Origin of the sequence: Yersinia mollaretii ATCC 43969 (assembly GCF_013282725.1) — a bacterium.
Classification (GTDB): domain Bacteria; phylum Pseudomonadota; class Gammaproteobacteria; order Enterobacterales; family Enterobacteriaceae; genus Yersinia; species Yersinia mollaretii.
Map to the genome: position 1 here is coordinate 1656563 of NZ_CP054043.1, position 24246 is coordinate 1680808.

Consider the following 24246-nt stretch of genomic DNA (forward strand, 5'->3'; position numbering starts at 1 on the left):
ATAGCCATGAGTATGATTAGTACATCAAGTTCGACTCGCCCGGTACCCGCGCCTAGAACATCTTTATCCTCCAGTCATGGGGGATCTTCATTGGCTGGCGGGATCATTGGAATTTCCCCTTCCTCGGAAAATAGCCCCCTTCGTCAGGCGGAGTCGATAAGCGAAGGAAACGGCTACTGTTTCTCCCAAAATTCTGCTGGTGGCAAACCCTTGCCGGTGGTTGACGGAGAGAAGCATATTCGGCAACTCCACGATCATCTGAGTCAGGGAAAATCATCGGTTTGTGATTTGCCTGACTTTAGCAAGGTGATGAATCAGGGCAATGAGAGCTGCATTAGAGCCTCAAATATTCTGCATGGCACTAAAGCGGCTCTGGCACTATTTAGCATGTTGCCTGTGGATAAGAGAGATTCCGTGACCACTGAAGCGAAGAGCTTCTACAAAGATATGGCTAAGTTGTCGGAGGATTCAGGTTCCGCTAATAAGCAAAAAAAAGCAGAGCAGAAACTGAAGCAGTTTAATAAAGCCCTTTTAAAAGAATTGGGGTTAGACAATAAGAGCGCAGATAAACAGAGTAATTTAGAGCAACTGAGTACTGGTTATCTTAATGAATTTGTTTATTCGGATGTCATTGATAAGTTGTCTGGTGTTGTTACTCCAGAGCAGCTTGAGGTAATAAAAGGGAATCCCGAGAAGATAACAGAGGCTCTTTATCGTGACCTTAATGGCACGAACAACCTAATGACCGCCACGCCGAATCACGGTATTCAGTCACCTGCGATTTCGTCTGTTATTTCGCCTGTTTTTTCACCTGTTTTTAACAATAATTTGGGTAAATTAGCCCCTGCTCTTAACAAAATAGCAGATGTGCTAGAACGGGTTATTTCACTGGAGAATCGGTTGTTGCCTGGAGATACGAGTGTGGGGTCAGTTCGCCATGTGGAGAGCACCGAGGTGGGCACTCAGACGCCGGAGGCTCCACGTGAGATGGATCCCCCGACTTACGCTGAGGTAGTCGAACCGCTGCAATCAGAGAAAATCCAGCTTAAACCGACGGCTCCATTGATGGCTGCGCCGATGGTTCAAAAGACGCTGACGAGTGGGGATGACATTGATGCTACTTCAACACGACCTCCTGCGGCCCCGCAACCTGAAGCTTCCCCGAATATTGTGCTTAAGAAAACCACTTCTTCGCTCAATGCACAGGGAACCTTCTTTGGTGCGCAGGGGGGGGTCTTCCGAAATACAGTGATGCTGCCCCCGTTGCCTTGACCAATGGTGCAATTTCGGGTTCCAGCCAATCAACGAGTTACCGAAACAGTGATACGAACAGGGTGGTAGATCAATCTAAAATGGCTCCCCTTGCCGACACTAAGATAGAGGGATCGGCGCAGCCAGATAAAATGCAAGCTAAGCCGATGGCTCCATTGATGACTCAGTCTATGGCTCAAAAGACGCTGACGAGTGAGGATGACATTGATGGCGCTTCAACACCAACTCCTGCCGCCATACAAGCTGAAGCCCCCGCGATGACTCAGGCTAAGAAAGCCACTTATTCGCTCAATGCTCAGGGGAATTTAGTCGGGACGAAGGGCGCGCTTCCGTCATACAGAGAGGTTCCCAGAGTTGCCTTGACCAATGGCGCAATTTCGGGTTCTAGCCAGTCAACAAGTTACGCAAACAGTGATACCAATGGGCAACTTGCGGAGGCTCTAAAAAGTCGTGAAGAGCAGGGTGCAACAACAGCTAAGTCCGTGAACTCGGCTGGCACTCAATTTATGGGGCTGAATAGCGCTCAGAATCGCACTCCAATCAATTTTATACCCAAGAAAATGACAACCGAATATCGACTCAATGAGTCACTAAACAGCAAAGCAAATTAAGAGACCTGATCTATGACCGTAGAAAACCCACACCATAGCTGGCTACTGAGTGAGTTAGCGCAGATCCGCACTTATGCGTTTCAGGCACAAAATATTGATATGCAATCACGCCTGATTATCGATCTGCATCTTGATTCTCTCGAGATGCTGGAGCTGGTCTCCTCCGTGGAGAAACAGAGCCAACAGCCGCTGGAAGACACGATTTGGATGGCGTGGTATCGGGTACAAGATGTGCTGGATTACCTTGAAGCGGTCTGCCCAATGGAACAAGCCCTCTCTTAATGCTCATTGATTAAGGGGGGGCGCGAGACAAAACAGCCACGGAGGGCTGTTTTGTCTTGGTCGTCACTCAACATTGATCTGGCCGTTAATTCGCCGTCGGTGCGCTTCTGTTGCTCGCCACCGCCAGTGAGACGCCAGCCGCCCGCAGCCGCGTTAGTATACTGAATAATAAGGCGCTTTTGGTGTCGCTCACCATCCGTGGGCTGGGCACTAATCCGGTCACACTGAGCACAATACCGTCCGGGCTTAACTGGCTAAATTTCACCGAAGGTGCTGGTGTTGCGAGTATAGACTCGTGCTCTTCGTAGGCTTCGATCAGCAGTGTCCGCGCCAGTTCAACATCTAAATCGAGCGGGAAGGTCAGCGCGATAGTGACCACCCCTTGGGCATTGGCCATGGTGGCATTGCGCACATTCTGCGAAATCAATTGGGAGTTCGGCACGATCACGGTTGAGCGGTCACTGAGTTGGATTTCAGTGGCGCGAACATTGATGCGGCGAATATCCCCCTCCACCCCACTGATACTGATCAAATCGCCCACTTTAACCGGCCGCTCTGTCAGCAAAATAATCCCAGAAATAAAGTTCTTCACGATCTCCTGCAAACCAAAACCGATACCGACCGACAGCGCGCTGACAATCCAAGCTAACTTATTCCATTGGATACCGAGCACCGATAATGTCAGCAGAATCACCAGCACATAACCGATATTGCTGAATAGGGTGACCGCCGAGGTTTTAATGCCGTTATCCATCTGGGTTTTCGGCAGAAACTCATTATTGAGCCAGCGCCGCGCCGCTTTTAAGATATATAACCCGACCAGCAGGCAGATCGCGGCATTCAGTAAATTGGTGGGCACGATATTTAACTTTTCCAGCCCCTCGCCGCTGAGTAGCTCCATGGCTTTTTGCAGCAATGAAATCGGGGTGGTAGAGCCAAAGGTGCCGTTGAGCAGGGCGATGATCGCCAGCAATATCAGGAGCACTTTGCTGGTGGCGGATAATAACGTCGCGGCTTGTGCTAAATGGCGATCGTCAATATTCAGCGATTGCTTAATGGCTTTACCGGCGCTGCTGGTGGGGGAGAAGAGACTTTCCGCTGAATCAACGAACAAGTGGATCAGTAAATATAAGCAGGCCAGTACCAGACAACTCCAGACCAGTTTATAGCTTAAGAATTTTGCCAGCGCGATATAACCGACCAACAGTGACAATAATATGGCGATGGCGGTAATACCGATGGCGAAATGAATCAGCCCCGCCACTGTGGAGTAAGCTTCCGGTTTTTCACCATTGATGATCAGATTTCGGCGCACCCGATTAGCCCGTAACGGAATAATCGCGGCGGTAAGCGCCATTAACAGGGCCGAGATGCCATTACCAAAAATGGCTCCAGAGACGCTGATATTGATCATGTTATTCATCTGATCAATCGCGCCAAAAATCAGGATGCAACCGGCTAATAACGGTGGGAACAGCTTCAGCGAGACGGCGACTTCATCCGCAATGGCGGGTAAACGCCATGATGGGCGCTGGTTAGATAAAAATGCCCGCCCCAGACCCGCGACTAACGCCGAGAAGAACATCAACTGAACAAAAGCCAACGAGAAATCCATCACCACCTGTGATGCATCCGGCGTGCGAGTAAAGGCCCGCGCGAGGCACTGTGCCATGGTCACAGTAATCAGCACGGTTGATAGGGTGGTTGCCGACGCCATAAAGCTGCGGCGCAATGGGCCTTGCGGCAGGCATTTGGTACAGAACCAAGCGGTCAGGATGTCGAGGAACCTAAAGCCGAATGCGCCGAGCAACAGTGTCAGCAGCAGGTACATTGAGGTGCCGAAACGCCATTCTGGCTCCCAAGCGGCACTCCAGGCATCGCCCAGTTCTTGCATAAAATCTTTTAATCGTTGGTCGTCATCGTTATTCGGATTGACAATCGGCGCCCAGAAATTGGCCCCCAGAATGCTGCCGGAATTTAAGGCAATTTGCGATTTCAGTGCAGTGCGCCGTAACGAGGTAATCTGTGTGGTCAGGTTATCCGCATTGGTTTTAATCGCCAGAGCCTGCTCATTTTGCCCCTCCAACTGGACTTTTCGGGTATTGAGTGCCCGCCGCTGCTGGGCCACCACTGGGGTTTCGGCTAATGCGCCAGCCGCTGGCGGTGGGCCTAACACATCTAGCTGCGCTTGCAGTTGTTCCCGCTTGGGTTTCAGATCGGCGAGCAGAATATCGGCATCACGAACCAGTGCTAATGCGGTTTCATTCAACACACTGAGCTGATTGTCGGAGGCACTCACCGAGATGCTCTGCTTCAGCTTATCAAGCTGTTTTTGCAGGCTAATGAGCTGTACCGACACCGCCGGTTTGGCGGGTTCTTCACTGTTTTCAGTGGCAGAATCTGCGGCGGTTGCCGCAAAGGCTACCCCGGCTGTGGAGGTAAAAACCAGCGCCAGCAGCAGGCAAAGCAGTGGAGAATATTGACGCGAAACCACATAGCCCATCTTTTTCATAAAACCGATTAACCCGAAAGTGAGTGCCACGATTATCCCAATAATTGTATGTAGGCGCAGGGGATCGCCTATCTGGCGGCCATTGTGGCACATGCAACCTATTCCTGAATAATCTTACTCAGATAATTACATTCATAAATCAAATGATAAAGAGAATGATTATCATTGTAATTATCTGTTGTATTTAATAGATTGTCCGCTGCAATCAAGGACCCCACGATAGGTGGCGTACCAGCAACCCTATCTGTGATGCGGAAATAGCAACGGAGGCTAATCATTTTATAGACTTAATTCTCTGGGGAAGATAACGATGCTCTCGGCTTTCATCAAAAAGCGTTCTGCTGTTTTGTGTTCATTGGCGATATTTATTCCATTGGCGTCATTTGCCGACGATACGATAGAAGTGACCGCCAAAGCGGGCCACGAAGCCGATTTACCCACCTTGGGTTACACCGCCAAAACCACCAAAGGGGCCACTAAAACTGACCAGCCACTCATTCTGACGGCGCAGGCAGTTTCTGTGATTACTCGCCAGCAGATGGACGACCAAAATGTCGCCACAGTTAACCAAGCGCTGAATTATACGCCGGGCGTTTTTACTAACTTCTCTGGGGGCGCGAACCGCTATGACACCATTGCCCTGCGCGGTTTTCACGGCGGTGATGTCAACAATACCTTCCTTGATGGCCTGCGCTTACTCAGCGATGGCGGCAGCTATAATGTCTTGCAGGTGGACCCTTGGTTCCTTGAGCGTATTGATGTGATCAAAGGCCCCTCGTCGGCGTTGTATGGCCAGAGTATCCCCGGCGGCGTGGTGATGATGACATCCAAGCGCCCGCAATTTACCTCTGAAGGCCACTTCCGCCTCACTGGCGGCAATAACAATACTCAATCGGCGGCCTTTGATTATACCGACGCGATATCTGAACACTGGGCATTCCGCCTCACCGGGATTAGCCGCCACAGTGACACCATGTATGACCATCAGCGCGAAGAGCGCTATGCGATCGCGCCGTCACTGTTGTGGCAACCGAATGAAAATACCTCATTGTTGCTGCGGGCTAACTTGCAAAAAGATCCCTCAGGAGGCTCCCACAGCTCAGTTCCGGCGGATGGCAGCATCTATGGGCAGAAGCTGAGCCGTGGCTTCTTTGATGGCGAAAGTGACCGCAATGTCTTCAAGCGCTGGCAGCAGATCTATAGCTCGGAGTTCTCACATAAATTTGATGATGTCTGGTCATTCCGCCAGAACGCCAGCTACACCCATTCAAACACCCAGTTGGAGCAGGTTTATCAAGGCGGCTGGAATAGCGACCGCACACTGATGAATCGCTACTACTCCGGCGAGGACTCCTCACTCAATGCCTTTGCCGTTGATAACCAACTGGAAGCCGATTTTGCCACCGCCGCTGTTGACCATAAGGTGATGCTGGGCTTTGACTTCCAGAAGTTCAGCAATAACCTGCGTAGCGACAGTGCCTATGCCACCACACTGAACCCTTACACTGGGGTTTCTGGCGGCAGCACACTCTATCGCGACTATCTGCTGACCACCCCGGCATCAATACCGCCTACTTAAACCGCCGCTATGAACAGAGTGGGGTGTATTTGCAAGATGAGATGACGCTGGATAATTGGCACCTGAATTTATCTGGTCGTTATGACCGGATGAAAACAGAGAATATTGATAAAACGGCCAACAGCAGTGATGAGCGCACCGACAATCACGCCAGCGGGCGCGCCGCTTTGCTCTATAGCTTTGATAGCGGCATCTCGCCCTATGTCAGTTACAGTCAGGCCATCACGCCAAGTTTGTTCCCAGATGCACAGCAAAAACTGCTGAAGCCGATGACCAGCGAGCAGTATGAAGTGGGTATCAAGTACCAGCCGCCGGGCAGCACCTCACTCTACTCCGCCGCGTTATATGACCTGACACAAAATGATGTGGCGAATCGCGCAGTGCCCGCCACCTATTATGTGCCCGCCGGTAAAGTGAATTCACAAGGGCTGGAGTTGGAAGCCAGAAGCCAGATTAACGACCGTTTAAGTGTGATCGCGGGCTATACCTATAACCGCGTCAAATTCAAAGATGCCATTGATGGTAATGATGGCAATACGCCAGTATTAGCACCGTCAACCATGGCATCACTGTGGGCGCAGTATGATGCCGGATATGGCATCAATATCGGTGCCGGTATTCGCTACATTGGCAAGCAGTGGGCAGATGATGCCAATACCTTGCGTGTGCCCTCTTATACCTTGGGTGATGCCTCCGTTCGGGCGGATCTTGGGACTTGGGCGGCCTCGCTGAAAGGCGCATTTGTTCAATTGAATGTGAATAATATCGCCGATAAGAAATATATCGCCGCGTGTTACAACACCTCTTATTGCTACTGGGGGGCAGAGCGCTCAGTGCTGGCGACCGTGGGTTACGATTTCTGATAAAAAAATGGCGGGCTTCGGCAGGGTATTGCGCCGAAGCCCGCCCATTGAGCTTTATTCCCGTCATCTCATCTCAGCGCCAAAACGGGCGGCTGTAATCCCGCTTGATATCTTCCCGTGTTAAGCCGATATCTCTGAGTTGGTTTGAATTCAACCGTGCCATAGTATTGGCCGTTTTGCGCTGCTCATTCCATTGATTTAGATATCTGTATGCTTTCAGTGATAACCGAATAAAAATATTACGGCGTTTTTGGCTGGCTCTCACAACGGACGAGCAGCATTCATCTATTTGATCTTTAATTATATTATTCATTATTGACTCCCCGTCAGTTGGTGAGCCACTAGCATGAGACTTTGGCAAAAAACATTACAGATGCAAATCTGGACTATTATTTCCATACAGATATGAGATATATCATCTGAATGGCGTAAATTGATGCCATCTGTACTGGCTCTCAATCATTGATTAGGTGATCTCCATGACACGTTACCAACAACTGGCCGACATTCTGAGCCAACGGATTAAAGAAGGGCTGTATATCGCAGGGGAGCGGCTCCCTTCCGTCAGAGTGTTGAGTGACGAGCATGGGGTCAGCATCAGCACGGTGCAACAGGCTTATCGGCAACTGGAGGAGTGTCTGCTGATCGAGGCGCGGGCAAAATCAGGTTACTTCGTGCGTTGTAGCTCCAACCTGCCTTCGTTACCCGCGATATGCAGCCATGCGCAGCGGCCTGTCGAGATATCTCAGTGGGAAAATACACTGGCGTTTTTGACCCGAGGCGATCAGGAGAATGTGATTCATCTGGGGGTGGGTTCGCCGGACATCTCCGCGCCGGGGCTAAAAATACTCAGCCGCCTATTAAGCCGCATTAGCCTCCATCAGAGCGAGGAGGTGCTGGATTACGACAATATTTACGGCTCGCCGATTTTGCGTGAGCAGATTGCTCGGCTGATGCTGGACAGCGGCAATCATCAATCGGCAGAGAACATCATTATCACCTCGGGGTGTCATGGTGCGCTGGCGGTGGCATTGGGGTCAGTGTGTCAGCCGGGCGATATTGTGGCGGTGGACTCCCCCTGTTTTCACGGCGCGATGCAAACCCTAAAAGGGATGGGCATGAAGGTGATTGAGATCCCAACCGATCCTGTCTCGGGGATCAGTTTGGAGGCGTTGGAGATGGCGCTAGATCAATGGCCGATTAAGGCGGTTCAGCTCACGCCGACCTGCAATAATCCGCTGGGTTACAACATGCCCGATGAACGCAAAAAAGCCCTGCTGACCTTAGCGCAGCGTTATGACATCGCCATTATTGAAGACGATGTGTATGGTGCGCTGGCTTATCAATATCCGCGTCCACCGACGATCGCCTCATTTGATGATGATGGGCGGGTGTTACTGTGCAGCTCCTTCTCTAAGACGGTGGCCCCCGGCTTGCGCATTGGCTGGATTGCACCGGGGCGCTATTTAGAGAAAGCGCTGCATATGAAATATATTTCGGCCGGACGGGTAGCGACGTTGCCGCAATTGGCGATGGCGGAGTTTATCAAGCAAGGGCATTACATGCAGCATTTGCGCCGAATGCGTCGACAATATCAGCGAAACCGCGACATTATGACCAGTTGGGTGATGAAGTATTTCCCGCCGAGCACTTGCCTTAGCCGACCAGAGGGTAGCTTTATGTTATGGGTCGAGTTGTCGCACGGATTTGATAGCTTGCGCCTTAATCGTGTCTTATTACCGCTGGGAGTGCAGGTTGCTGCGGGGTCTATTAGCTCCGCGTCGGGGAAATACCGCAACTGTCTGCGGCTCAGTTTCAGCAAGCCGATGACCACAGAAATTGAGCGGGCGCTGCAAAAGGTGGGTAAGGCGATTTATGAATTATTGGCAGAGAACGAACCAAAGCAGGTATAGGCTGGTGAGGCTAATGACAAAGCGGCTGATAGCTCAGTGAGTGAAGGGTTTACCGCCCCTAGGGGTGCTCCGGTGGCTCACGCCACTACGACCCCAACGGCACGATTCCCCTTCATTTGACTTTGTCATCACTCTGAACCAACCCTAGGCTGATTTTAGTTTGATGCAGAAAACCACTCTGTTATTGGCGCAAATAGATCTGCGGCAGGGCCGTTTCTGGATGGCGCGAGATCCCTAAATCTGCCTGATACCAGCGGGTCAGCGTCTCAGCGTTGAGCACTTCCTCTGGTGTGCCACAGGCCACCAACTCCCCCTGCGCCAGCAATAGAATGCGATCAGCATATAACGCCGCCAGATTTAGATCGTGGAGCACACAACAGACCGCCAGCGGCTCTTGATTTGTCAGTTGGCGTAGCAAGCGCAGGGTGTGTTGCTGATGATAGAGATCCAGTGCGGATGTGGGTTCATCCAGAAATAGCCAGCGGGGGGCGGGTTCCGGTTGCCACAACTGTGCTAGCACTCGGGCCAATTGCACCCGTTGTTGCTCCCCGCCCGACAGCGCGCGGTAGTCGCGTTGAGTCAGTGACAGACAGTCGGTTTGCGCCATCACCTCTTGCAGCGCCTGATGATTTTGCGCCTTGCCATAAGGTGCGCGGCCCATCTGTATCACTTCGCTCACACTAAAGGGGAACGCCAGATCACTGTATTGGCGCATCACCGCACGGGTGCGGGCCAATGCTTGTGGCGGCCAGTAATTTAGGTTCTTGCCGAGCAACTGACACTCGCCGCCAGAGGGGGCAAGATAGCCAGTTAACAACCGCAATAGGGTGGATTTCCCCGCGCCATTCGGCCCGATAATCGCCACCATTTCACCACTGGCAATTTGCAGCGAGACGTCATTAATCAGCCGCTGCCCTTGCACATGGTAGGAGAGGTTGTGCGCCTCCAATAATGCGGTGGGTGTGGTTGTCATATTGTTAGCGCGAGTGATATCAACCACTGCGTTGCTCCCGCTGACGTAAAATCAGCCATAGAAAATAGGGGCCACCCAGCAGGCTGGTAATCAAGCCGACGGGCATTTCAGCGGGGGCGACCAGAGTTCGCGCCAAGGTATCCGCCGTCAGTAATAGGCAAGCTCCACCTAATGCGGCTCCGGGCAGCAACCAGCGGTGATCCGCTCCGATACGCATACGGATCAGATGCGGCACCACTAGCCCGATAAAACCGATAACCCCACTGACAGCCACCGCCGCACCGATCAGAATCGCGCTGAGGAGCAGCAAACGCAGTTTGGCTTGCCGCACATTAACCCCAAGGTAGTGCGCTTCTTCATCCCCAAGCTGTAACAGATTCAACTGCCGTGCCTGCATTAAACCCAGCACGCAAGCGGGCAGGATTAGTGATGCAGCGACCATCAGTGTTGACCACTGCGCCTGACCCAAACTGCCCATACTCCAGAGCGAGAACTGGCGTAGCTGTTGGTCATCGCTGATATAGGTCAACACACCGACAGCGGCACCGCACAAGGCATTGATGGCGATCCCCGCCAGCAGCAGGCGGGATAAATTGCCATGCCCCCAGCGGCTGAGGGTGAAGATAATGGCAGAAATGGCCAGACTGCCGATAAAGGCTCCGACCATGTGACTGTAAAGCGCCAGTAGCGGTGGCAAGCTGAACGGCATGATGATGATCAGCCCGACACACAGGGCAGCACCACTGCTGATACCCAGCAGACCGGGATCGGCCAGCGGGTTACGAAATAGCCCCTGCATGATAGCGCCAGAGACGGCCAGCGCACAGCCCACCACCACCGCTAACAGCACGCGGGGCAGGCGGATATTGAGCCAGATATGCCACATGGCATCATCTAATGACGCGTGCCACAAGGTGCGAAATGAGAGGGTCAATGCCCCCATATTGGCCGAACCGAGCGCTAAGACAATCAGGATCATCAGCAAGATGCTTAGCATCAGACGCGGATGGACACGACAATTCATTGTGCTTGTTCCATGCCTTTGCGTAGTTGCGCCAGCACTTGCGGTGTTTCCAGACCAAAGCCCAGTAACGCCATGTCATCAACGACCAACAAACGTTTGTGCTTACCGGCTGGCGTCAGTGCCATGCCGGGTAATTTCCAGATCCCCTCACTGCCACCCAATGCCCTCACACCATCACTGGTGATCAGCAGTAAGTCGGGGGCGCTGGCGATCACGCCCTCCTGAGAGAGCGGACGATAGCGACTGAAGCCCTGCATCGCATTGCTGCCACCGGCAGCACGGATCATGGCATCGGCTGCGGTATTTTGCCCTGCGGCCATCGGGGTTAGGCCGCCGTGGCTCATGACAAACAGCACTTTAACCGGCAGTGGCGTGCTGCTCACGGCGGCTAAACGTTGCTGATAGTCCTTAATCAGTTTTTGCCCTTGCTCTGGCTGATGCAGCGCCGTGGCGACCGCGCTAATTTTCGCCGCCACACTCTCTGGCGTTGTTTGTCCCGGAATGGTGACCACATTCACACCGCTGTCAGCCACCTGTTTCAGCACCAGTGAGGGCTGCGCCAGCTCGCTGACCAGCAGCAGGGTGGGCTTCATCGCCAGAATGCCTTCGGCATTGAGCATTCGCATGTAACCCACATCAGGCAGCTTCTGCACTGCCTGTGGTTGCAGACTGGTACTGTCACGGGCCACAATCTCACCACCGGCACCGAGTGCATAGGCGATTTCTGTTACATCACCACCAATGGTGACAATACGTTCTGCGGCCGACGTATTTGCCGCTAACGTATTTAGCGGCAGAATACAGGCGCTCAGCGACAGAATGAAAGGGAGTGACAGTAGCCTTAGTCTCATGCGGCGATATCCTTATTGATCAGGCGAGCAATCTGCTCACGCCATTGATTTTGTTCTGGTTGCCCTTCAGTGCGCTGGCCGTAAAGTTGGGCCAGTTGAGTGCCATCTTCAGCAAAAAGTTCCAGACTGGTGACAAAACCGTCTTTAGTTGGCTTGCGCGTGATCCAGCTTTCAGCAATGGCGCTTTCAATCAGGTGCAGTGTGAACCGCTTGTTGAATACGTTAATCCACTCTTGATGCGGGGTGACTTTCTCAATCAAACCGGTGAAGATTTGTACGCAGCCACGGTTGCCGACGAAAATCATGATTTCATTTTGGTCCTGCTGGGCAATGTTGAGCAGTTGGGTCAGTGAGCTGTTGTCAACGCGGTAAGCCAGATCATCGCCTACGGCGCGGAAGGCTTGTTGGCGGGTCAGGTTATTGCGCTTGAGCAACTGGAAGAACTGGTGCACATCAGTCATGGCGCGCCATTCGGCATCTATGGTGGCATCATCGGCGGTCGGTTCGGTCACTTCAGGTGCACTCAGGGGTTCTAACTGCAAGGCGGGGTTTTCAGCACTGACGAACTTCGCCAGCAGCGCTTCCCATGCTGGCATGTCAGTCTGTTCAGTGACATACACTTTGTGCAGCGCATCGCCTTGGTGGTCGAAGAACTGAATGCTGTGACGGACACCGTGACGGGTCTCTTCGGTTAGGGTGAATACACTGGCCCACTGATTGAGGAACAGACGCAAATCCAAATCGCGTGGGTTGAGGATTAAACCCGCATGACCATTCAGATGTTGATTCTCGTAACGGCCCATTTGCTCATGCACCGCATAGGTGTTGCGGGTGATGGCTTTTACTTCACCGACGGCTTCCAATGCGGCCAGCAGGGTGCGGGCATCGGCCTGTAAGCGCTTGGCGTCTTGTCCGACGCGGCTGTGTGTCAGTTCCGCTTCGGAAATACCCATTAACGTGGCTAAATCGCGTGCGTACTTGCCCGGATTATCTGCTTTGGCTTGTAAGTATTGCTCATATATTGATTGGCTCATTATAACTTCCTCATTCTATTGATTTTTTATATGCAGGTGGCTGCGTTAAAGCATAACCCAGCAGTGCTATTTATGGGTGTGCTGGGTTATTTTTAAGACTATTTTTTATCCCAATGAGTTACCACTGATAGCTCACGAAAAGTTTTGCATTGCGGCCATCCTGTGGCACACCTTGTGGCGCGTAATACTCTTTATCGAAGGCGTTACCCAACATCACGGTGGTGGTGACGCCTTTCAACTGCTCTTGGCCTTTATAGCTGACATAGAAATCATTGACGCCATAACCGGCTTGCGGTGAACCAGAGCTGGAAACACGGCTAGAGCGATCGGCAAATGTCCCAATCCAACCCACAGCAAAGCCGCTATTCGCCACAGGGACGTCGAGGGTACTGGTGACCGTATCTGGGTTGATGGTATCGAGCCATTCGTTGGTATTTTCGTTCTTACCACGGGTACGGTTATAGGCCAGACCTAAGTTAAACCATTGAGTCTGGTAGCTTAAAGTGGCATCCCAGCCCCAGATTTTTGCGCGATCGATATTCGTTGAGTAGGTAGAGCAGGTTTTGCAATACAGACCCCCCGGCCCGAAGCCAAAGTCCATGGTGACGCCAGTTGTGATGTAGTTTTTGGCTTTAGTATCGAAGTAACTGGTTTTGAATTGCAGTTCATCCTCTTCCATCATCAAGTCACTAAAACGCAAGCCAAAACCGTACTCTTGGGTTTCGTTGGTTTCTGGTTTCAGATTGGGATTCGGCACCCAGTTGTTGGTCAAGGTGTTACCGGCGATATTCATTGAGAAGTGTTTTGAGTCGTTGTACATCTCGCCCATGGTCGGGGCGCGGAACGCCTGCGCATAGGAACCAAACAGCATCAGCCAGTCGGTTGGCGTCACGCTGACGGCACCGCGTGATGACCATTTATCGGCATCAACATCGGCGTAGCCTTCGCTGCTACCCTTGTAGTTGTCATAGCGAGTCCCGGCCAAAATAGAAACCGGCAGGTCGCGCAGGGTGATCTCATCTTGCAGCCAGCCAGAGCCGAAACGGATATCCGCTTGCGGGAAACTCTCGGTCGCGCCGCCCGGCGTCTGCTCCTGTTTATAGGCTTCGGTGCCGTAAGTCAGCAAGTGTGAGGCAAAGCTGTCGGTGAACAGGCGGGTGCGGTTTTCCAACTTCCCACCTTTGGTGGTCTGCTCGCGCCCCTCTTCTGCGGTGCCTTGTGGCCGTGCATTGATCTCCACTTCGGAGTAGTAAACTTGCGCCGTGGCATTCAACCACTCTTGATCCAGTGGTTTGAGGTTGTACTTGAGTTGGACATCGCGCTGAATCGTCGTTCGATCGGTCATGACATTGCTGCTGGATGCCGCGCTGGTTTGCGGGTTCTTTGGCTCCAGCGCGCTGTTGTTGTAATAGCGCAGATTGGCGCTCAACGATTGAATTTGGTCAATGCGCCAAGTGCCTTTTGCCATCACATTGCTGATGGTTTCATCATTGGGCGCATTAAAACCGTCGCTCTGACGGATATTGCCGATATCACGCGTCCCAAAGGAGAGAATGCCATCGACATCATCAGTGCGGCCATAGGCACTGGCACCCAGACCAAAGCTGTGATCGCCGGTGGCGGCCGAGCTGTAAACCCGATAACCGCTGTTTTGGCCCGGTAACAACAGATCGGCAGCATCGACAGTTTCATAGGCGATAACCCCACCCAAGGCACCACTGCCGTACAGCAGCGCGGAGGGGCCACGCACCACTTCAACGCGTTTCACCAGCGCCGGATCAAGGAAAGTAGAGTTCAGGTGGCCGGTATCTGTCCCTTGGCGAACGCCATCGACTAGCGTCAGTACGCCGTTTTTGCCGTAGCCGCGCAGTGTCACATCCTGACCATTGACCCGCCCGCTGCCCGTCACCGTCAGCCCCGGGATGTTGCGCAGCATATCGGCGGCGCTGGTGGCGGTTTCGCTGGTTGGCGTGTTGGCTTCAACCACCGTGACCATCATCGGCGCTTCAAAACTGCTGCGCTCATTACCGGTCGCCGTCACCACCATGGTGTCGGTGCTGTGCTTTTTACTGCTGGTTTTCGCGGCAGTGGTTTGCGCTGTGGTGGTCTCCGCCGTTTGAGCGGTTGGGGTATCAGCGGCTTGTGCAGCGAAAGGCAAAGTGCAAGCGATTGCTAAACTGAGAGGGGACCAGCGGAAACGGTCGGAAGTGGAACGAGGCATGTCGGCAATTCTCCGTATTTTTTATGCAAATGTTGATATGCAAAAACAAATAGATAGATGCTGGCTGCCTTGATTTAACAATCTGGGTGGCTTGCATTACACCCTTCATCTTCGGTGCTCTCGCGGCACGGATGTCGGATATAGGGGATGTATATTATTTTGTGAGTATCAATTTTCCTGCTTTGGTCTGGCGCAGTTGGTAGCTTTCGCCCTGATGGACGATAAAGGCCACACCGTGCTCTCCCAGTAGTTGTTCGCTGGTGACAGACAGGGGCTTGCTTGCCGTCGGATACTGGACAGCAGGCTCGTCGTGCAACACTGGCGCTTTATTCAACTGTTTGTCCATATAATCAGCTAGGTAATGATAATCAGTATCAATATGATAATTATTATCAATCATAGAAGGATGTTACATCAAGAAATATTTATTGTTAATTGATTTTTAATTAGCGAGCTAATCCCGGCTCGACCAGAGCATAAATTGGGTGATATGTCGCCGCATCCTCGATCATCTGGCCTAAGTGCTGCGCGACATCCACCCGCGTGACCAACCCGTGGGCCTCGGTTTGCAGACAGATAGCTTTGCTCGTGGAGGGCTTTATGGTGTCTCCTCGGCGGTTTCAGTGGCGAGCTGTTGGGCCAATTGATGGAATGCGGCAAGACCGTCAGCGCGCAGTTGGCGATGCTCATCACGGCCGACATACACTTTCAGCATCACCTCACCTTGCTGATTGAAAAACTGGACCGATGCGGTTTCCATCCCCATAAATGGGCGCTCCAGCAGGGCGATCGCTTGACAGTTTTGCGCTCGTAGATGCCCACTGAGGCCCTGTTTTTCGCGCAGATTAAAATAGCCGTGACGATGAAAACCACTCGGCAGCGGGCCTTTGTGCTCCAAAATAATATCGGCGGTATGCACTAAGGTGGTGACATCGCCCCACTCGGTCATGCTGTCCCAGATGCGGTCAAATTGATCGGCATCGACTAATACCCGCTGCGGCAAGGCGCGTACCACCTCTAGTGGGCTAACCTGATAATCCTGCGCAATTTGCTCCAGCGTGCCATCAGGTTGTGTGGCAAGGAATTCCGCGAGTGGCAGTGATGATTTGCTCATGAGTGATTTTCCGTAGTGATAAGTGAAGGGATAAGCTGTTGCAGCGCCTGCATCATATTGCTGGCCCAAAAACGGCCGCTGTCGGTCAGTCGCAGACAGAAGGTATTATCTTTCAGCAGGTTGTGTTGGTGCCATTGCGCCACTAGGGGCATTAGGGGGTAGGGATTGGCAATCAGCTCGCTCAGATCCAAACGGCCCACTTCAATGCCACTCTGTAATTTGGCCCACCACGGATGCTCGCCGCTGGCTTGCGTCATCATCATCAGCGGTTTTTGTCCGCTATCGATTAATTGATAGTAGTTATCCAGACTGCGATGCTGCATATAGGCGTGCCCCTGCAAGGAGCCGCCCGCTCCGCTACCCAGCGCAAGGCAATCGGCCCCTTGCTTGATCAGCAGATTGTACAAATTGCGTTCACGGGTGGTGCGCGCCCAGTGACTGTTGCTCAGTTGATGCCAGCCCGCCTGCGCAAGGCTATCGGCACCGCTACAGTAAAAGTCGCACTGCTGCGCCAGTGTCGGCAACGCTATCCGGTTATTTTCCACCGATTTTGCCAGCGGTGTGGTCGGCAACAGATTAAGGGCATAGAGATCAACACCATCCAGTGGTAACTGGCGCACGATAGCCAAATCTTCCTGCCAGGTTTCAGGGGTTTGATGGGGTAAGCCGAACATCAGATCACAGACCACCGCCGCACGATCACGGGCGGCCAGATCCGTCAGAAAGCGGATCGCCTGATCGCGATCCGCCTTGCGCCCCATGCGCTGACGAATGCGGGTGTTAAACGTTTGGATACCGATGGAGAAACGATTCGCCCCCGCTTCTAAGCAGGCATCGATCCGCTCATCATCAAAATTAAAAATGCGCCCTTCAACGGTAATCTCACAATCCGGTGCCAGTGGTAAGGTTTGGCGTAACTCGCCGATAATGCGGTGCAACTGTTGTGCGGAGAGCGCGCTGGGTGTTCCCCCACCGAAGTAGATGGCATGAATCGGCCCCCCTTGCAGTAGCGGGCTGTGGGCCTCCATGCTCAGTTCGCGCAGCAGATAATCGGTATAGCGCGCTGTACTTTCGGGTTGCAGCGGGTTTTGGTAGAAGCCGCAGAAGGTACAGTGGGTGGCGCAGAAGGGAATGTGTAAGTAGAGCAAACGTTTATTGCGGGGAAGCGCCTTTTGTAGCAGTGATTGCCAGCTATCTTGGAGCGACTCCGCAGGAAGCGGTCGGCTGTCGCGCCACGGCATGGTCGCCCAGCGCTTGGGGAAAGGCAGCAGCCCCGGTTGTGCATGATAGGGAACGAGATCAATATTCATAATTAACCTGTTAAGCGATAGATACGAAATTAAATGATAATCATAATCATTCAATCAATAGCTAAGGTTAGATATATTGATCTAAGTCAGAAAAGAAGGGCAAAAAGTGTTCAAATAGAGTGAAATGGAGCAAAAGGCTAACACCGTGCGAGCGATATCAGCCCTGCCCGTGACTCAGGAGAGGTAGCGTTGGAACCACGCGATGGTGCGTTCCCAAGCCAGATCGGCGGCGGCCTTGTCATAGCGCGGGGTCGAATCGTTATGAAATCCGTGGTTTACGCCGGGGTAGATATAGGCTTCGTAGCGTGTGCCTGCGGCCTTCAGTGCGGCCTCATAAGCGGGCCAGCCCGCATTAATATTGGTATCTAGCTCGGCATAGTGCAGTAACAGTGGGGCTTTGATGCGGGGGACATCTTCCGGTTTCGGTTGTCGGCCATAAAAGGGCACGGCAGCGGCCAGTTCGGGGTAGGCGACCGCCGCCGCATTTGCCACCCCGCCACCATAGCAAAAGCCGGTGATGCCGACCTTGCCGGTGGTGCTTTCATGGGTGGTCAGAAATTCTATTGCGGCGAAGAAGTCATTCATCAGCTTGGTTGGGTCTACCTGCGCTTGTAATTCACGCCCTTTATCATCATTACCGGGATAGCCGCCCACAGAGCTAAGACCATCGGGAGCCAGCGCGATAAATCCCGCTTTCGCCACGCGGCGAGCCACATCCTCAATATAGGGATTTAGCCCTCGATTTTCGTGAACCACCACCACCGCAGGCAGCGGGCCAGTTGACTTGGCGGGGCGCACCAAATAGCCGCGCACTTCGCCGTGACCATTGGGTGAGGGGTAGGTGATATAGGTGGCGATGATATCGGGATCAGTGAATTCCACTTGCTGAGCCAGCGCATAGTTTGGGCTGAGTTGGCCGAGCAGCGCCACAGCGGTCAGGCCGCCGACGGTATACTTTGTCGCCAGCTCAAGGAACTGCCGCTTGGTCATCCTGCCGTGGGCATAATAGTCATAGAGTTCAAGCAGTTCAGGGGGGAAATCTTTCGCGGTGAGACGGGTCATCGGCATACTCCTTCCATCGTGGGTTAAATCATAACTGAATAGATAGCAGAGTGTCGGCTGATTGCTTTTTCACCGCTTACGGCTGTTTGGCAGCCCACCAAGAGAGTAGGCGCAAGCAGGAGGAGTAATAGTCCTCTTCCGGCAGTAAAGTGGTGGTCAATTGGCTCAGATTGCCCAAGGTCAGGTCACGTACCGCGAGCATACCCGGCGGCAGGGAGTACTCGGCGGTGGCTCCGGTCACGACATTCACCCAAGCGGGCGTTTCCAGCCGTGCGAATCCTTGCCAATAGCGAGTGAACGGTGTCAGGGCATTTTTATTATTTGCCCCCCAACTGAGATAGAGCGGAATACGCACCGCATCGAAACTAAAGCGGGCAGGCCAGCCATTGGCGGGGGTAAAGCTGCCGTCAGACTGTATTGCCACCCAATCGGTTGGGAGATTCACTTTCCCCAATTTCATCGTGGATAATTGTTTTATCGCGTCACTGTTCAGATCTTGCCATATTTTTAAATGGCTATATTGGTAGAATGCTTGCCATGCCGGGAATATATAATAAGAGGGGTTTACGACGACATAACTGGTGTGATTAAAGCTGCTCGCCCCCGGCAACATAATATGATAACCAGCAAAGTTAATCACCGTATGCTTAATCACCGCGCTCTGAATTTTATTAGATTGCGTGATGTAGTCGCTATTCTGCCATTTATCCCCAGCCAACAAGAGCGCCCAAGCAATAAGGACATCGCCATCCGTCGCGTTATTTTTGTCCGCGACTTTGACTTTGGCATTTGGCTCATATCGCCATGAGAATAACTCGGTATCCTTATTGTAGAGAGTTTTATTTGTCCAATTCAGTAATGAATCAAATGTCGGTTTATCATCATTCAATACGGCCAACAGCATACCAAAACCTTGCCCCTCGGTATGGCTAATATCGTGATTGCCGCTATCGACAATACGCCCGTCGGGCTTAAGAAAACGACTTTTGAATTGCTCCCAACCGGGGTCCTGTGCCTGTACAGCGGCCGAAAATAGTAGGCCAAATAAGACACAGGCGGTAAAAACAAAACGCGTTGTTTTCTTGATTAGCATGATTTTCCTTAAATACCGCTCTTGTAACGGAAGACCAGTGGGCCTTCGATGTCACTCTCTCGCCACTGGGCATTCACTTCAGGGTGCCCCCCTTGCTGACTCAACCACTCGCCATAAATCCCGGCTAAAAAGGTGGCGAAGGCAATTTTCCACTGTTTTTGTTCACCGGCATTATCCGTGTCGGGCCAAGCACAGTGGGTTAATCTTATCTCTTGTTCATTGGCATCAAGGCGCACAAATCCCCAGTGATAGCTGGCCCATAACTGATTAATGTTATCTTCCAGCTCCCCCACGGTGTGGCTGAGAGGCAATGGCTGCTGTTGTGCCAATTTAGCTCCCATGCTGTGAAGAAAAGCGCGGGCATCAGCATCTTCAGCATTGGCCTGAATGCCTAAGAATAGGACTTGTACCACATTTTGCCACCCTGATTGATGCTGGCGTTGGCGGTAATAATCCTGTTGTTCTGAAAGATAGTTATTCTCTTGCATGATTATTTCCCATCCAACAAGTATCTGAAATAGACTAAGGCAGTGGTTTCGGAGTAGTCACCAAAAGTATCGTAGCCAACTTGACCGCCGATCTGCATATTTTTCTGTAAGTTATAGCTGCCATCCGCTTTAAAGTTATAGCCGATACCATTTTTACTTTGCGCCGCATAATGGGATTCGGTGCTATAACCGTCGCGGACATATTGCTCAAGCTGTGCTTGTAGTTCTGGATTATTCGGGAAGTACTTACTCTCATCCTGAGAATAGGACTGATAACCCACGGCCCCGCCCAATTTATAATTCCAGTTGCCATAATGCTGGCTATATTCCACCGGGAAGGAGACGCTGACATAATCTTGTGGGCTGAAGTAACCCCCTTGCCCAAAGCTGAAGTAGCTGAGATTTTTGGAGAAATTCATATAGCTGATGTTGACGCCGGTTTTTAATTCGCGATCGTCATAGCGATAAGGGCGAATATAAGCGCCGACCGAGGAGGTAATAGAACCGTTGCTCGGAACATTATCACCCAAATAGTTGTAATAATTGACGCCCGCATAAAGGCCCGCATCGCCATCATCATAGCTGAGGTTTAAGCCACCGCCATTTTTGGTCACCGCCCCCCACTGTTTACCGCTGATTCTATCTGTGGAACCCACATAGGAGAGCAAGCTGTCGGTTACTGGGCGGCGCTCGGCGGTCATGGCTAACTTAGCAAATTGCCCCAGTTTAGGTGCCCACTGCACGCCACCAATCAGGGAGCTCATATCTTGCCCTAATGGGGTGGTGCCGATATCGGCTTTATAATCTTCGCCCGCCAGAGCTAATGCCAATTCGACGCCCGATTCCTGTTGGGAACCCGGAGAGTCAGCGGTGAAATCATTGGGGTTAAAGGTTTGGGCGGTGGTTCTATTGCTCTCAGCCAATTGTCTTGCAAGAATGCCAGCATTTTCATTATTGGTAGCATCAAGACAATCCTGTGCTACTGCCGGAGATCTACAAGCGGCTTCTCTTGCAGTTTGAAGCGGTATCAAGGCCGCTGTAGCGTCTGCCAACACTTTGCCCGATGCCGCCGCCGCAAGTGCCGATGCCTCACTGGCGTTTTTGACTTCCAACCCCTGCTGCAATGCCCCAGTACCAAAGCGGTTGCTACCAGTGCCCGAGGTGGAACCGGCATTCAGTGAGGTGGGGGTGACGGTAAAGCTCAGGCGCGAGGTATCAAAGGGCACGCCAGCGAAGGTCAGCGGCGCTTTTGCTTCGGTCAATTGACTTAGGCCAGACTCCCCATCACGGCTGCGAATACTGATATTGCCCTGTGCCCAACTGGCGGTTTTATCCTGCAAGCTGTCCATCATCTGATCGACTTGTTTCAGCGTGCTGTTTTGCGCCACGTTGGCGGTGGCGGCGAGATTATTAACCCCGCCCGCCACCACATTGCCCGTGGCATTTTGCCACGGCAACACCGCGCCATAGATGGAACCGGTACGCGCTTGGGTGCGAGTGGTTTGATTAATAAAGGGATTGTCGGTTAACTGTAAGCCAGCAATATTGGCTCCACTGACACTGTCCGCGCCCTCCAGCCCAATCATCTTCCCTTTGGCTGAGCGCAATAAGGCCAGCGCTTGCTCGTGATCCCCCTCGGCCTCCGCAACTCTGGCTGCCAGTAATAAGCGCTCTGGCGTTCTCGGCCCACGCATCCCCAACATGAGTTGCCGGGCGCTCTGGACATCACCTTTTGCCAGTGCCACGTTAACTGCGCCCACCCGCGCGCCTTCATTCGCCGGATCACGTTTTAATAAGTAGGCATACACTTTGCCCGCTTCATCATTCATTTTGCCGGATTGATAAAGTCGGCCCATCGCCAGCATTAGGTCAATATTTTGCGGATCACTTTGCAGCGCCACAATCAACTTGTCATAGGCTGCCGCATATTGGCCCTGTTCCCGTAACTCATCGGCCTGATTGATGGCACTTCCCATGCGTAACCGACTGATTTCAATCGGCGAACTGCTGCTCTGAATCGCGGGGTTACTCAGCAAAGCTTCCGCTTCTTGTGTCAGGCCAGATTGCGTCAGCACACCAATCTGTGCCGCGTAATCGCCCGCTTTGCCATGAATGCCGCTACTGATATTTTTACGCACTAAACTCACCGCCGTGCTGCTGTCACCAGCGGTCATCAAATCTTTAGCCAGATTGCCGACATCAGAGGGGGCCGATGGCGGATTTTGTGCCAGCCCGCGCAAAATGACGGCAGCACTCGCCGAGTCGCCATTCGCCAGATAGGCTTCTGCGCTGGCCATTTTTTGATTAAATTCGACGCGCTCACTTAGCGCTCTAATCTCTTTAGTTTGGCGAGCCGGAGGGATCTGATTCAATAGGGCATTGCTGGTGGCCCAATCCTTATTTTCGGCCGCAAACAGGGCCGCCGCAAACACATTATCTGCTGGCGCACCCGGCGCTGAAGCTTCTGCCATCAGACTTTGCGCTTGAGCCGCATTGCCCTGTTGTTGCAGGATTCTGGCCATATCCAGACGCACCCAGATATTGGCGGGCTGTTTCGCCAGCGCTTGTTGCAGCAAGTTTAATGCGGCTTGTGGATCATTGCGCTGCAAGGCCAATGCCGCTTCACGGCGGATAGGTTCCACATTAATCCCGGCTGGCGCGGCGGCAGGTCTGAGGTTGCTCGGCACTGTTTGCAGAACTTGCTGCGCTTCAGCCCCCTGTTTTTGTTGCTGCAACACATAATAGAGACCCAGCTTGGCATCGTTATTTTGCGGCTGTTGCGCCAGTAGGTTGCGATATGCTTGCTCGGTGGCGCTTAAATCGCCTTTACGCCGCAACAGATCGGCCCGGAATAGCGCCACTGCCGTGCCTTTATCACCGGTGGCTTGCGCCAGTGGGGCGCTCAAGGCCAACGCGCTATCAATATTCCCGCTGGCGAGGGCTTTCTTGGCTTTATCCAGCTCGCCATAGAAATGCGCATCCTGTGCTTGGGCGGCCAATTGTGCGCTGTTTGCGCCACCTTGTTTCGCCGCCTGATTCAGATAATTTTCAGCATTGGCAAAATCACCGCTGCGTAAAGCAATAAACCCTAAGCCGGCTAATGCATCACCATCATTAGGGTTGATCGCCAGTACTGACTCAAATTGACTTTTTGCACTGACTAAATCGCCGCTATTGAGCTGGCTGTAACCTTGGCCTTTAGCGGCTCCACCAATATTTTTGTTATAATAATCAGCCACAACCTGATCATCAGGATGGCGCTGTTGATAAGCCTGATACAGCCCCTCATCGGCGGGCTGTGGTGTTATCCAGAGCAGCGTCTGCCGGAGAGCGGCATCAGCCTCACGATTATTTGCTGCCATACTATTGAGTATGGCAATACCATCGCGGCGTGTGGTTTGTTGGTAAGTCAGTGCCTTACCCAGTGCCACGCGGGCAGCAGTATCATTAGGGAGTTGTGCCACCCGCTGCTGTAATTCCGCGATAGCCGTTGGCAATGTGGCGGCATCACCCGCCATCGTTAAATAATATTCTACGGCCAAATTATCCAGCGGCTTATTACCGTTAAATAAATTCTGATAGCTCTCAAGCGCCTTGGGAATATTGCCCTGACTGGCGAACTGACGTGCCGCCGCCAATTGGCTTGGTGAAATGGACTGCATGACTTTGGCATTATCCAGTGACTGCAAACGTGGATCTTGCGGGGAGGCGGCGGTCAATTTTTTACGCCACTCGAGTGCTTGTTCTTTATCCCCTTTCTCTGAGGCGTAAAGTGACATCAAATAGAGCGCATCGACATTGTTAGGGTCGACCATCAAGATCTTCTGCAATGCATTTTCAGCCAGATCGTTATGCGCTTTCTCATGCCAATAGGCGGCCTGATCTAACAGCGCTTTTACCGCTGGTGTATTCTCCGCCGCTTGTACTAAAGCAGGAAGTGCAGCAAATCCGATCATCCCTGAGAGGTACAAGGCATTCATCACGGATGACTTTAGTTTACTTGACTTCATATCGCCCCCTGCTCGCAATAGTAAGGCCACGCCA

Annotated in this window: 18 protein-coding genes and 1 pseudogene; 5 read left to right on the top strand and 14 right to left on the bottom strand. The window is 52.4% G+C overall.

All coding sequences use genetic code 11. The features are described 5' to 3' along the window. Positions 1-6: 6 nt before the first annotated feature. From HRD69_RS07370 to HRD69_RS07380, 3 genes are all read left to right on the top strand, one after another. Positions 7-1272 carry a hypothetical protein gene (locus HRD69_RS07370; RefSeq protein WP_152412074.1) on the top strand — a complete coding sequence of 422 codons (1266 nt, stop codon included), beginning with the start codon at positions 7-9 and terminating at the stop codon, positions 1270-1272. Between the two features lie 62 nt (positions 1273-1334). Beyond that, entirely contained in the window at positions 1335-1883 is a 549-nt protein-coding gene (locus HRD69_RS07375; RefSeq protein WP_152412073.1) for a hypothetical protein, read from the top strand. 12 nt (positions 1884-1895) lie between these two features. Continuing rightward, positions 1896-2165 carry an acyl carrier protein gene (locus tag HRD69_RS07380; protein ID WP_004873999.1) on the top strand — a complete coding sequence of 90 codons (270 nt, stop codon included), beginning with the start codon at positions 1896-1898 and terminating at the stop codon, positions 2163-2165. 85 nt (positions 2166-2250) lie between these two features. Here HRD69_RS07380 and HRD69_RS07385 read toward each other — a convergent pair whose 3' ends face one another. Then, complete coding sequence (locus HRD69_RS07385) at positions 2251-4707, bottom strand: DUF3772 domain-containing protein (protein ID WP_004873998.1); 2457 nt, start codon at positions 4705-4707, stop codon at positions 2251-2253. A gap of 280 nt (positions 4708-4987) precedes the next feature. Here HRD69_RS07385 and HRD69_RS07390 point away from each other — a divergent pair. Continuing rightward, a pseudogene (locus HRD69_RS07390) lies at positions 4988-7119 on the top strand (TonB-dependent siderophore receptor). A gap of 73 nt (positions 7120-7192) precedes the next feature. Here HRD69_RS07390 and HRD69_RS07395 read toward each other — a convergent pair. After that, on the bottom strand, positions 7193-7432 hold the full coding sequence (locus tag HRD69_RS07395; protein ID WP_032813299.1) for a DUF1127 domain-containing protein: 240 nt from the start codon (positions 7430-7432) through the stop codon (positions 7193-7195). A gap of 166 nt (positions 7433-7598) precedes the next feature. Here HRD69_RS07395 and HRD69_RS07400 point away from each other — a divergent pair, with 166 nt between their 5' ends. Beyond that, positions 7599-9032 carry an aminotransferase-like domain-containing protein gene (locus tag HRD69_RS07400; RefSeq protein ID WP_004873994.1) on the top strand — a complete coding sequence of 478 codons (1434 nt, stop codon included), beginning with the start codon at positions 7599-7601 and terminating at the stop codon, positions 9030-9032. 181 nt (positions 9033-9213) lie between these two features. Here HRD69_RS07400 and HRD69_RS07405 read toward each other — a convergent pair whose 3' ends face one another. From HRD69_RS07405 to HRD69_RS07460, 12 genes are all read right to left on the bottom strand, one after another. Beyond that, positions 9214-10005 (bottom strand): heme ABC transporter ATP-binding protein, encoded by a 792-nt coding sequence (locus HRD69_RS07405; protein WP_004873993.1) that lies wholly within the window; start codon positions 10003-10005, stop codon positions 9214-9216. A gap of 19 nt (positions 10006-10024) precedes the next feature. Continuing rightward, positions 10025-11029, bottom strand: coding sequence for a FecCD family ABC transporter permease (locus HRD69_RS07410; RefSeq protein WP_032813297.1), 1005 nt, complete (start codon positions 11027-11029; stop codon positions 10025-10027). After that, positions 11026-11880: a heme/hemin ABC transporter substrate-binding protein gene (locus HRD69_RS07415; RefSeq protein WP_032813295.1), complete on the bottom strand. Its 855-nt coding sequence runs from the start codon at positions 11878-11880 to the stop codon at positions 11026-11028. The genes HRD69_RS07410 and HRD69_RS07415 overlap by 4 nt, the downstream gene beginning before the upstream one ends. Then, entirely contained in the window at positions 11877-12914 is a 1038-nt protein-coding gene (locus HRD69_RS07420; protein ID WP_004873990.1) for a hemin-degrading factor, read from the bottom strand. The genes HRD69_RS07415 and HRD69_RS07420 overlap by 4 nt, the downstream gene beginning before the upstream one ends. A gap of 118 nt (positions 12915-13032) precedes the next feature. Beyond that, complete coding sequence (locus tag HRD69_RS07425; protein WP_032813294.1) at positions 13033-15135, bottom strand: TonB-dependent hemoglobin/transferrin/lactoferrin family receptor; 2103 nt, start codon at positions 15133-15135, stop codon at positions 13033-13035. Positions 15136-15289: 154 nt separating this feature from the next. Further along, positions 15290-15535: a hemin uptake protein HemP gene (gene hemP, locus HRD69_RS07430; protein ID WP_004873988.1), complete on the bottom strand. Its 246-nt coding sequence runs from the start codon at positions 15533-15535 to the stop codon at positions 15290-15292. Positions 15536-15733: 198 nt separating this feature from the next. Continuing rightward, a complete protein-coding gene (gene hutX / locus HRD69_RS07435) occupies positions 15734-16249 on the bottom strand; it encodes a heme utilization cystosolic carrier protein HutX (RefSeq protein ID WP_032813292.1) in 516 nt (171 codons plus the stop codon). Further along, a complete protein-coding gene (hutW, locus tag HRD69_RS07440; RefSeq protein WP_004873986.1) occupies positions 16246-17559 on the bottom strand; it encodes a heme anaerobic degradation radical SAM methyltransferase ChuW/HutW in 1314 nt (437 codons plus the stop codon). Before hutW ends, hutX begins: the two co-directional genes overlap by 4 nt. Before the next feature lie 174 nt (positions 17560-17733). Continuing rightward, positions 17734-18621, bottom strand: coding sequence for a YghX family hydrolase (yghX, locus tag HRD69_RS07445; protein WP_032813291.1), 888 nt, complete (start codon positions 18619-18621; stop codon positions 17734-17736). Between the two features lie 76 nt (positions 18622-18697). Then, positions 18698-19714, bottom strand: coding sequence for a family 8 glycosyl hydrolase (locus HRD69_RS07450; protein ID WP_004873984.1), 1017 nt, complete (start codon positions 19712-19714; stop codon positions 18698-18700). Positions 19715-19722: 8 nt separating this feature from the next. Then, complete coding sequence (bcsD, locus tag HRD69_RS07455; protein ID WP_004873983.1) at positions 19723-20202, bottom strand: cellulose biosynthesis protein BcsD; 480 nt, start codon at positions 20200-20202, stop codon at positions 19723-19725. A gap of 2 nt (positions 20203-20204) precedes the next feature. Then, positions 20205-24212 (bottom strand): cellulose biosynthesis protein BcsC, encoded by a 4008-nt coding sequence (locus HRD69_RS07460; RefSeq protein ID WP_032813290.1) that lies wholly within the window; start codon positions 24210-24212, stop codon positions 20205-20207. Between the last annotated feature and the right edge of the window lie 34 nt (positions 24213-24246).

Bases quoted from the DNA above. Each gene is read 5' to 3' on its own strand.
- HRD69_RS07415 (WP_032813295.1), bottom strand. From the start codon at position 11,880: ATGAGACTAAGGCTACTGTCACTCCCTTTCATTCTGTCGCTGAGCGCC.
- HRD69_RS07370 (WP_152412074.1), top strand. From the start codon at position 7: ATGAGTATGATTAGTACATCAAGTTCGACTCGCCCGGTACCCGCGCCT.
- HRD69_RS07420 (WP_004873990.1), bottom strand. From the start codon at position 12,914: ATGAGCCAATCAATATATGAGCAATACTTACAAGCCAAAGCAGATAAT.
- HRD69_RS07395 (WP_032813299.1), bottom strand. From the start codon at position 7,432: ATGAATAATATAATTAAAGATCAAATAGATGAATGCTGCTCGTCCGTT.
- HRD69_RS07400 (WP_004873994.1), top strand. From the start codon at position 7,599: ATGACACGTTACCAACAACTGGCCGACATTCTGAGCCAACGGATTAAA.
- hutW (WP_004873986.1), bottom strand. From the start codon at position 17,559: ATGAATATTGATCTCGTTCCCTATCATGCACAACCGGGGCTGCTGCCT.
- HRD69_RS07410 (WP_032813297.1), bottom strand. From the start codon at position 11,029: ATGAATTGTCGTGTCCATCCGCGTCTGATGCTAAGCATCTTGCTGATG.
- bcsD (WP_004873983.1), bottom strand. From the start codon at position 20,202: ATGCAAGAGAATAACTATCTTTCAGAACAACAGGATTATTACCGCCAA.
- HRD69_RS07450 (WP_004873984.1), bottom strand. From the start codon at position 19,714: ATGCTAATCAAGAAAACAACGCGTTTTGTTTTTACCGCCTGTGTCTTA.
- HRD69_RS07380 (WP_004873999.1), top strand. From the start codon at position 1,896: ATGACCGTAGAAAACCCACACCATAGCTGGCTACTGAGTGAGTTAGCG.
- HRD69_RS07405 (WP_004873993.1), bottom strand. From the start codon at position 10,005: ATGACAACCACACCCACCGCATTATTGGAGGCGCACAACCTCTCCTAC.
- hutX (WP_032813292.1), bottom strand. From the start codon at position 16,249: ATGAGCAAATCATCACTGCCACTCGCGGAATTCCTTGCCACACAACCT.
- HRD69_RS07425 (WP_032813294.1), bottom strand. From the start codon at position 15,135: ATGCCTCGTTCCACTTCCGACCGTTTCCGCTGGTCCCCTCTCAGTTTA.
- HRD69_RS07460 (WP_032813290.1), bottom strand. From the start codon at position 24,212: ATGAAGTCAAGTAAACTAAAGTCATCCGTGATGAATGCCTTGTACCTC.
- yghX (WP_032813291.1), bottom strand. From the start codon at position 18,621: ATGACCCGTCTCACCGCGAAAGATTTCCCCCCTGAACTGCTTGAACTC.
- hemP (WP_004873988.1), bottom strand. From the start codon at position 15,535: ATGATTGATAATAATTATCATATTGATACTGATTATCATTACCTAGCT.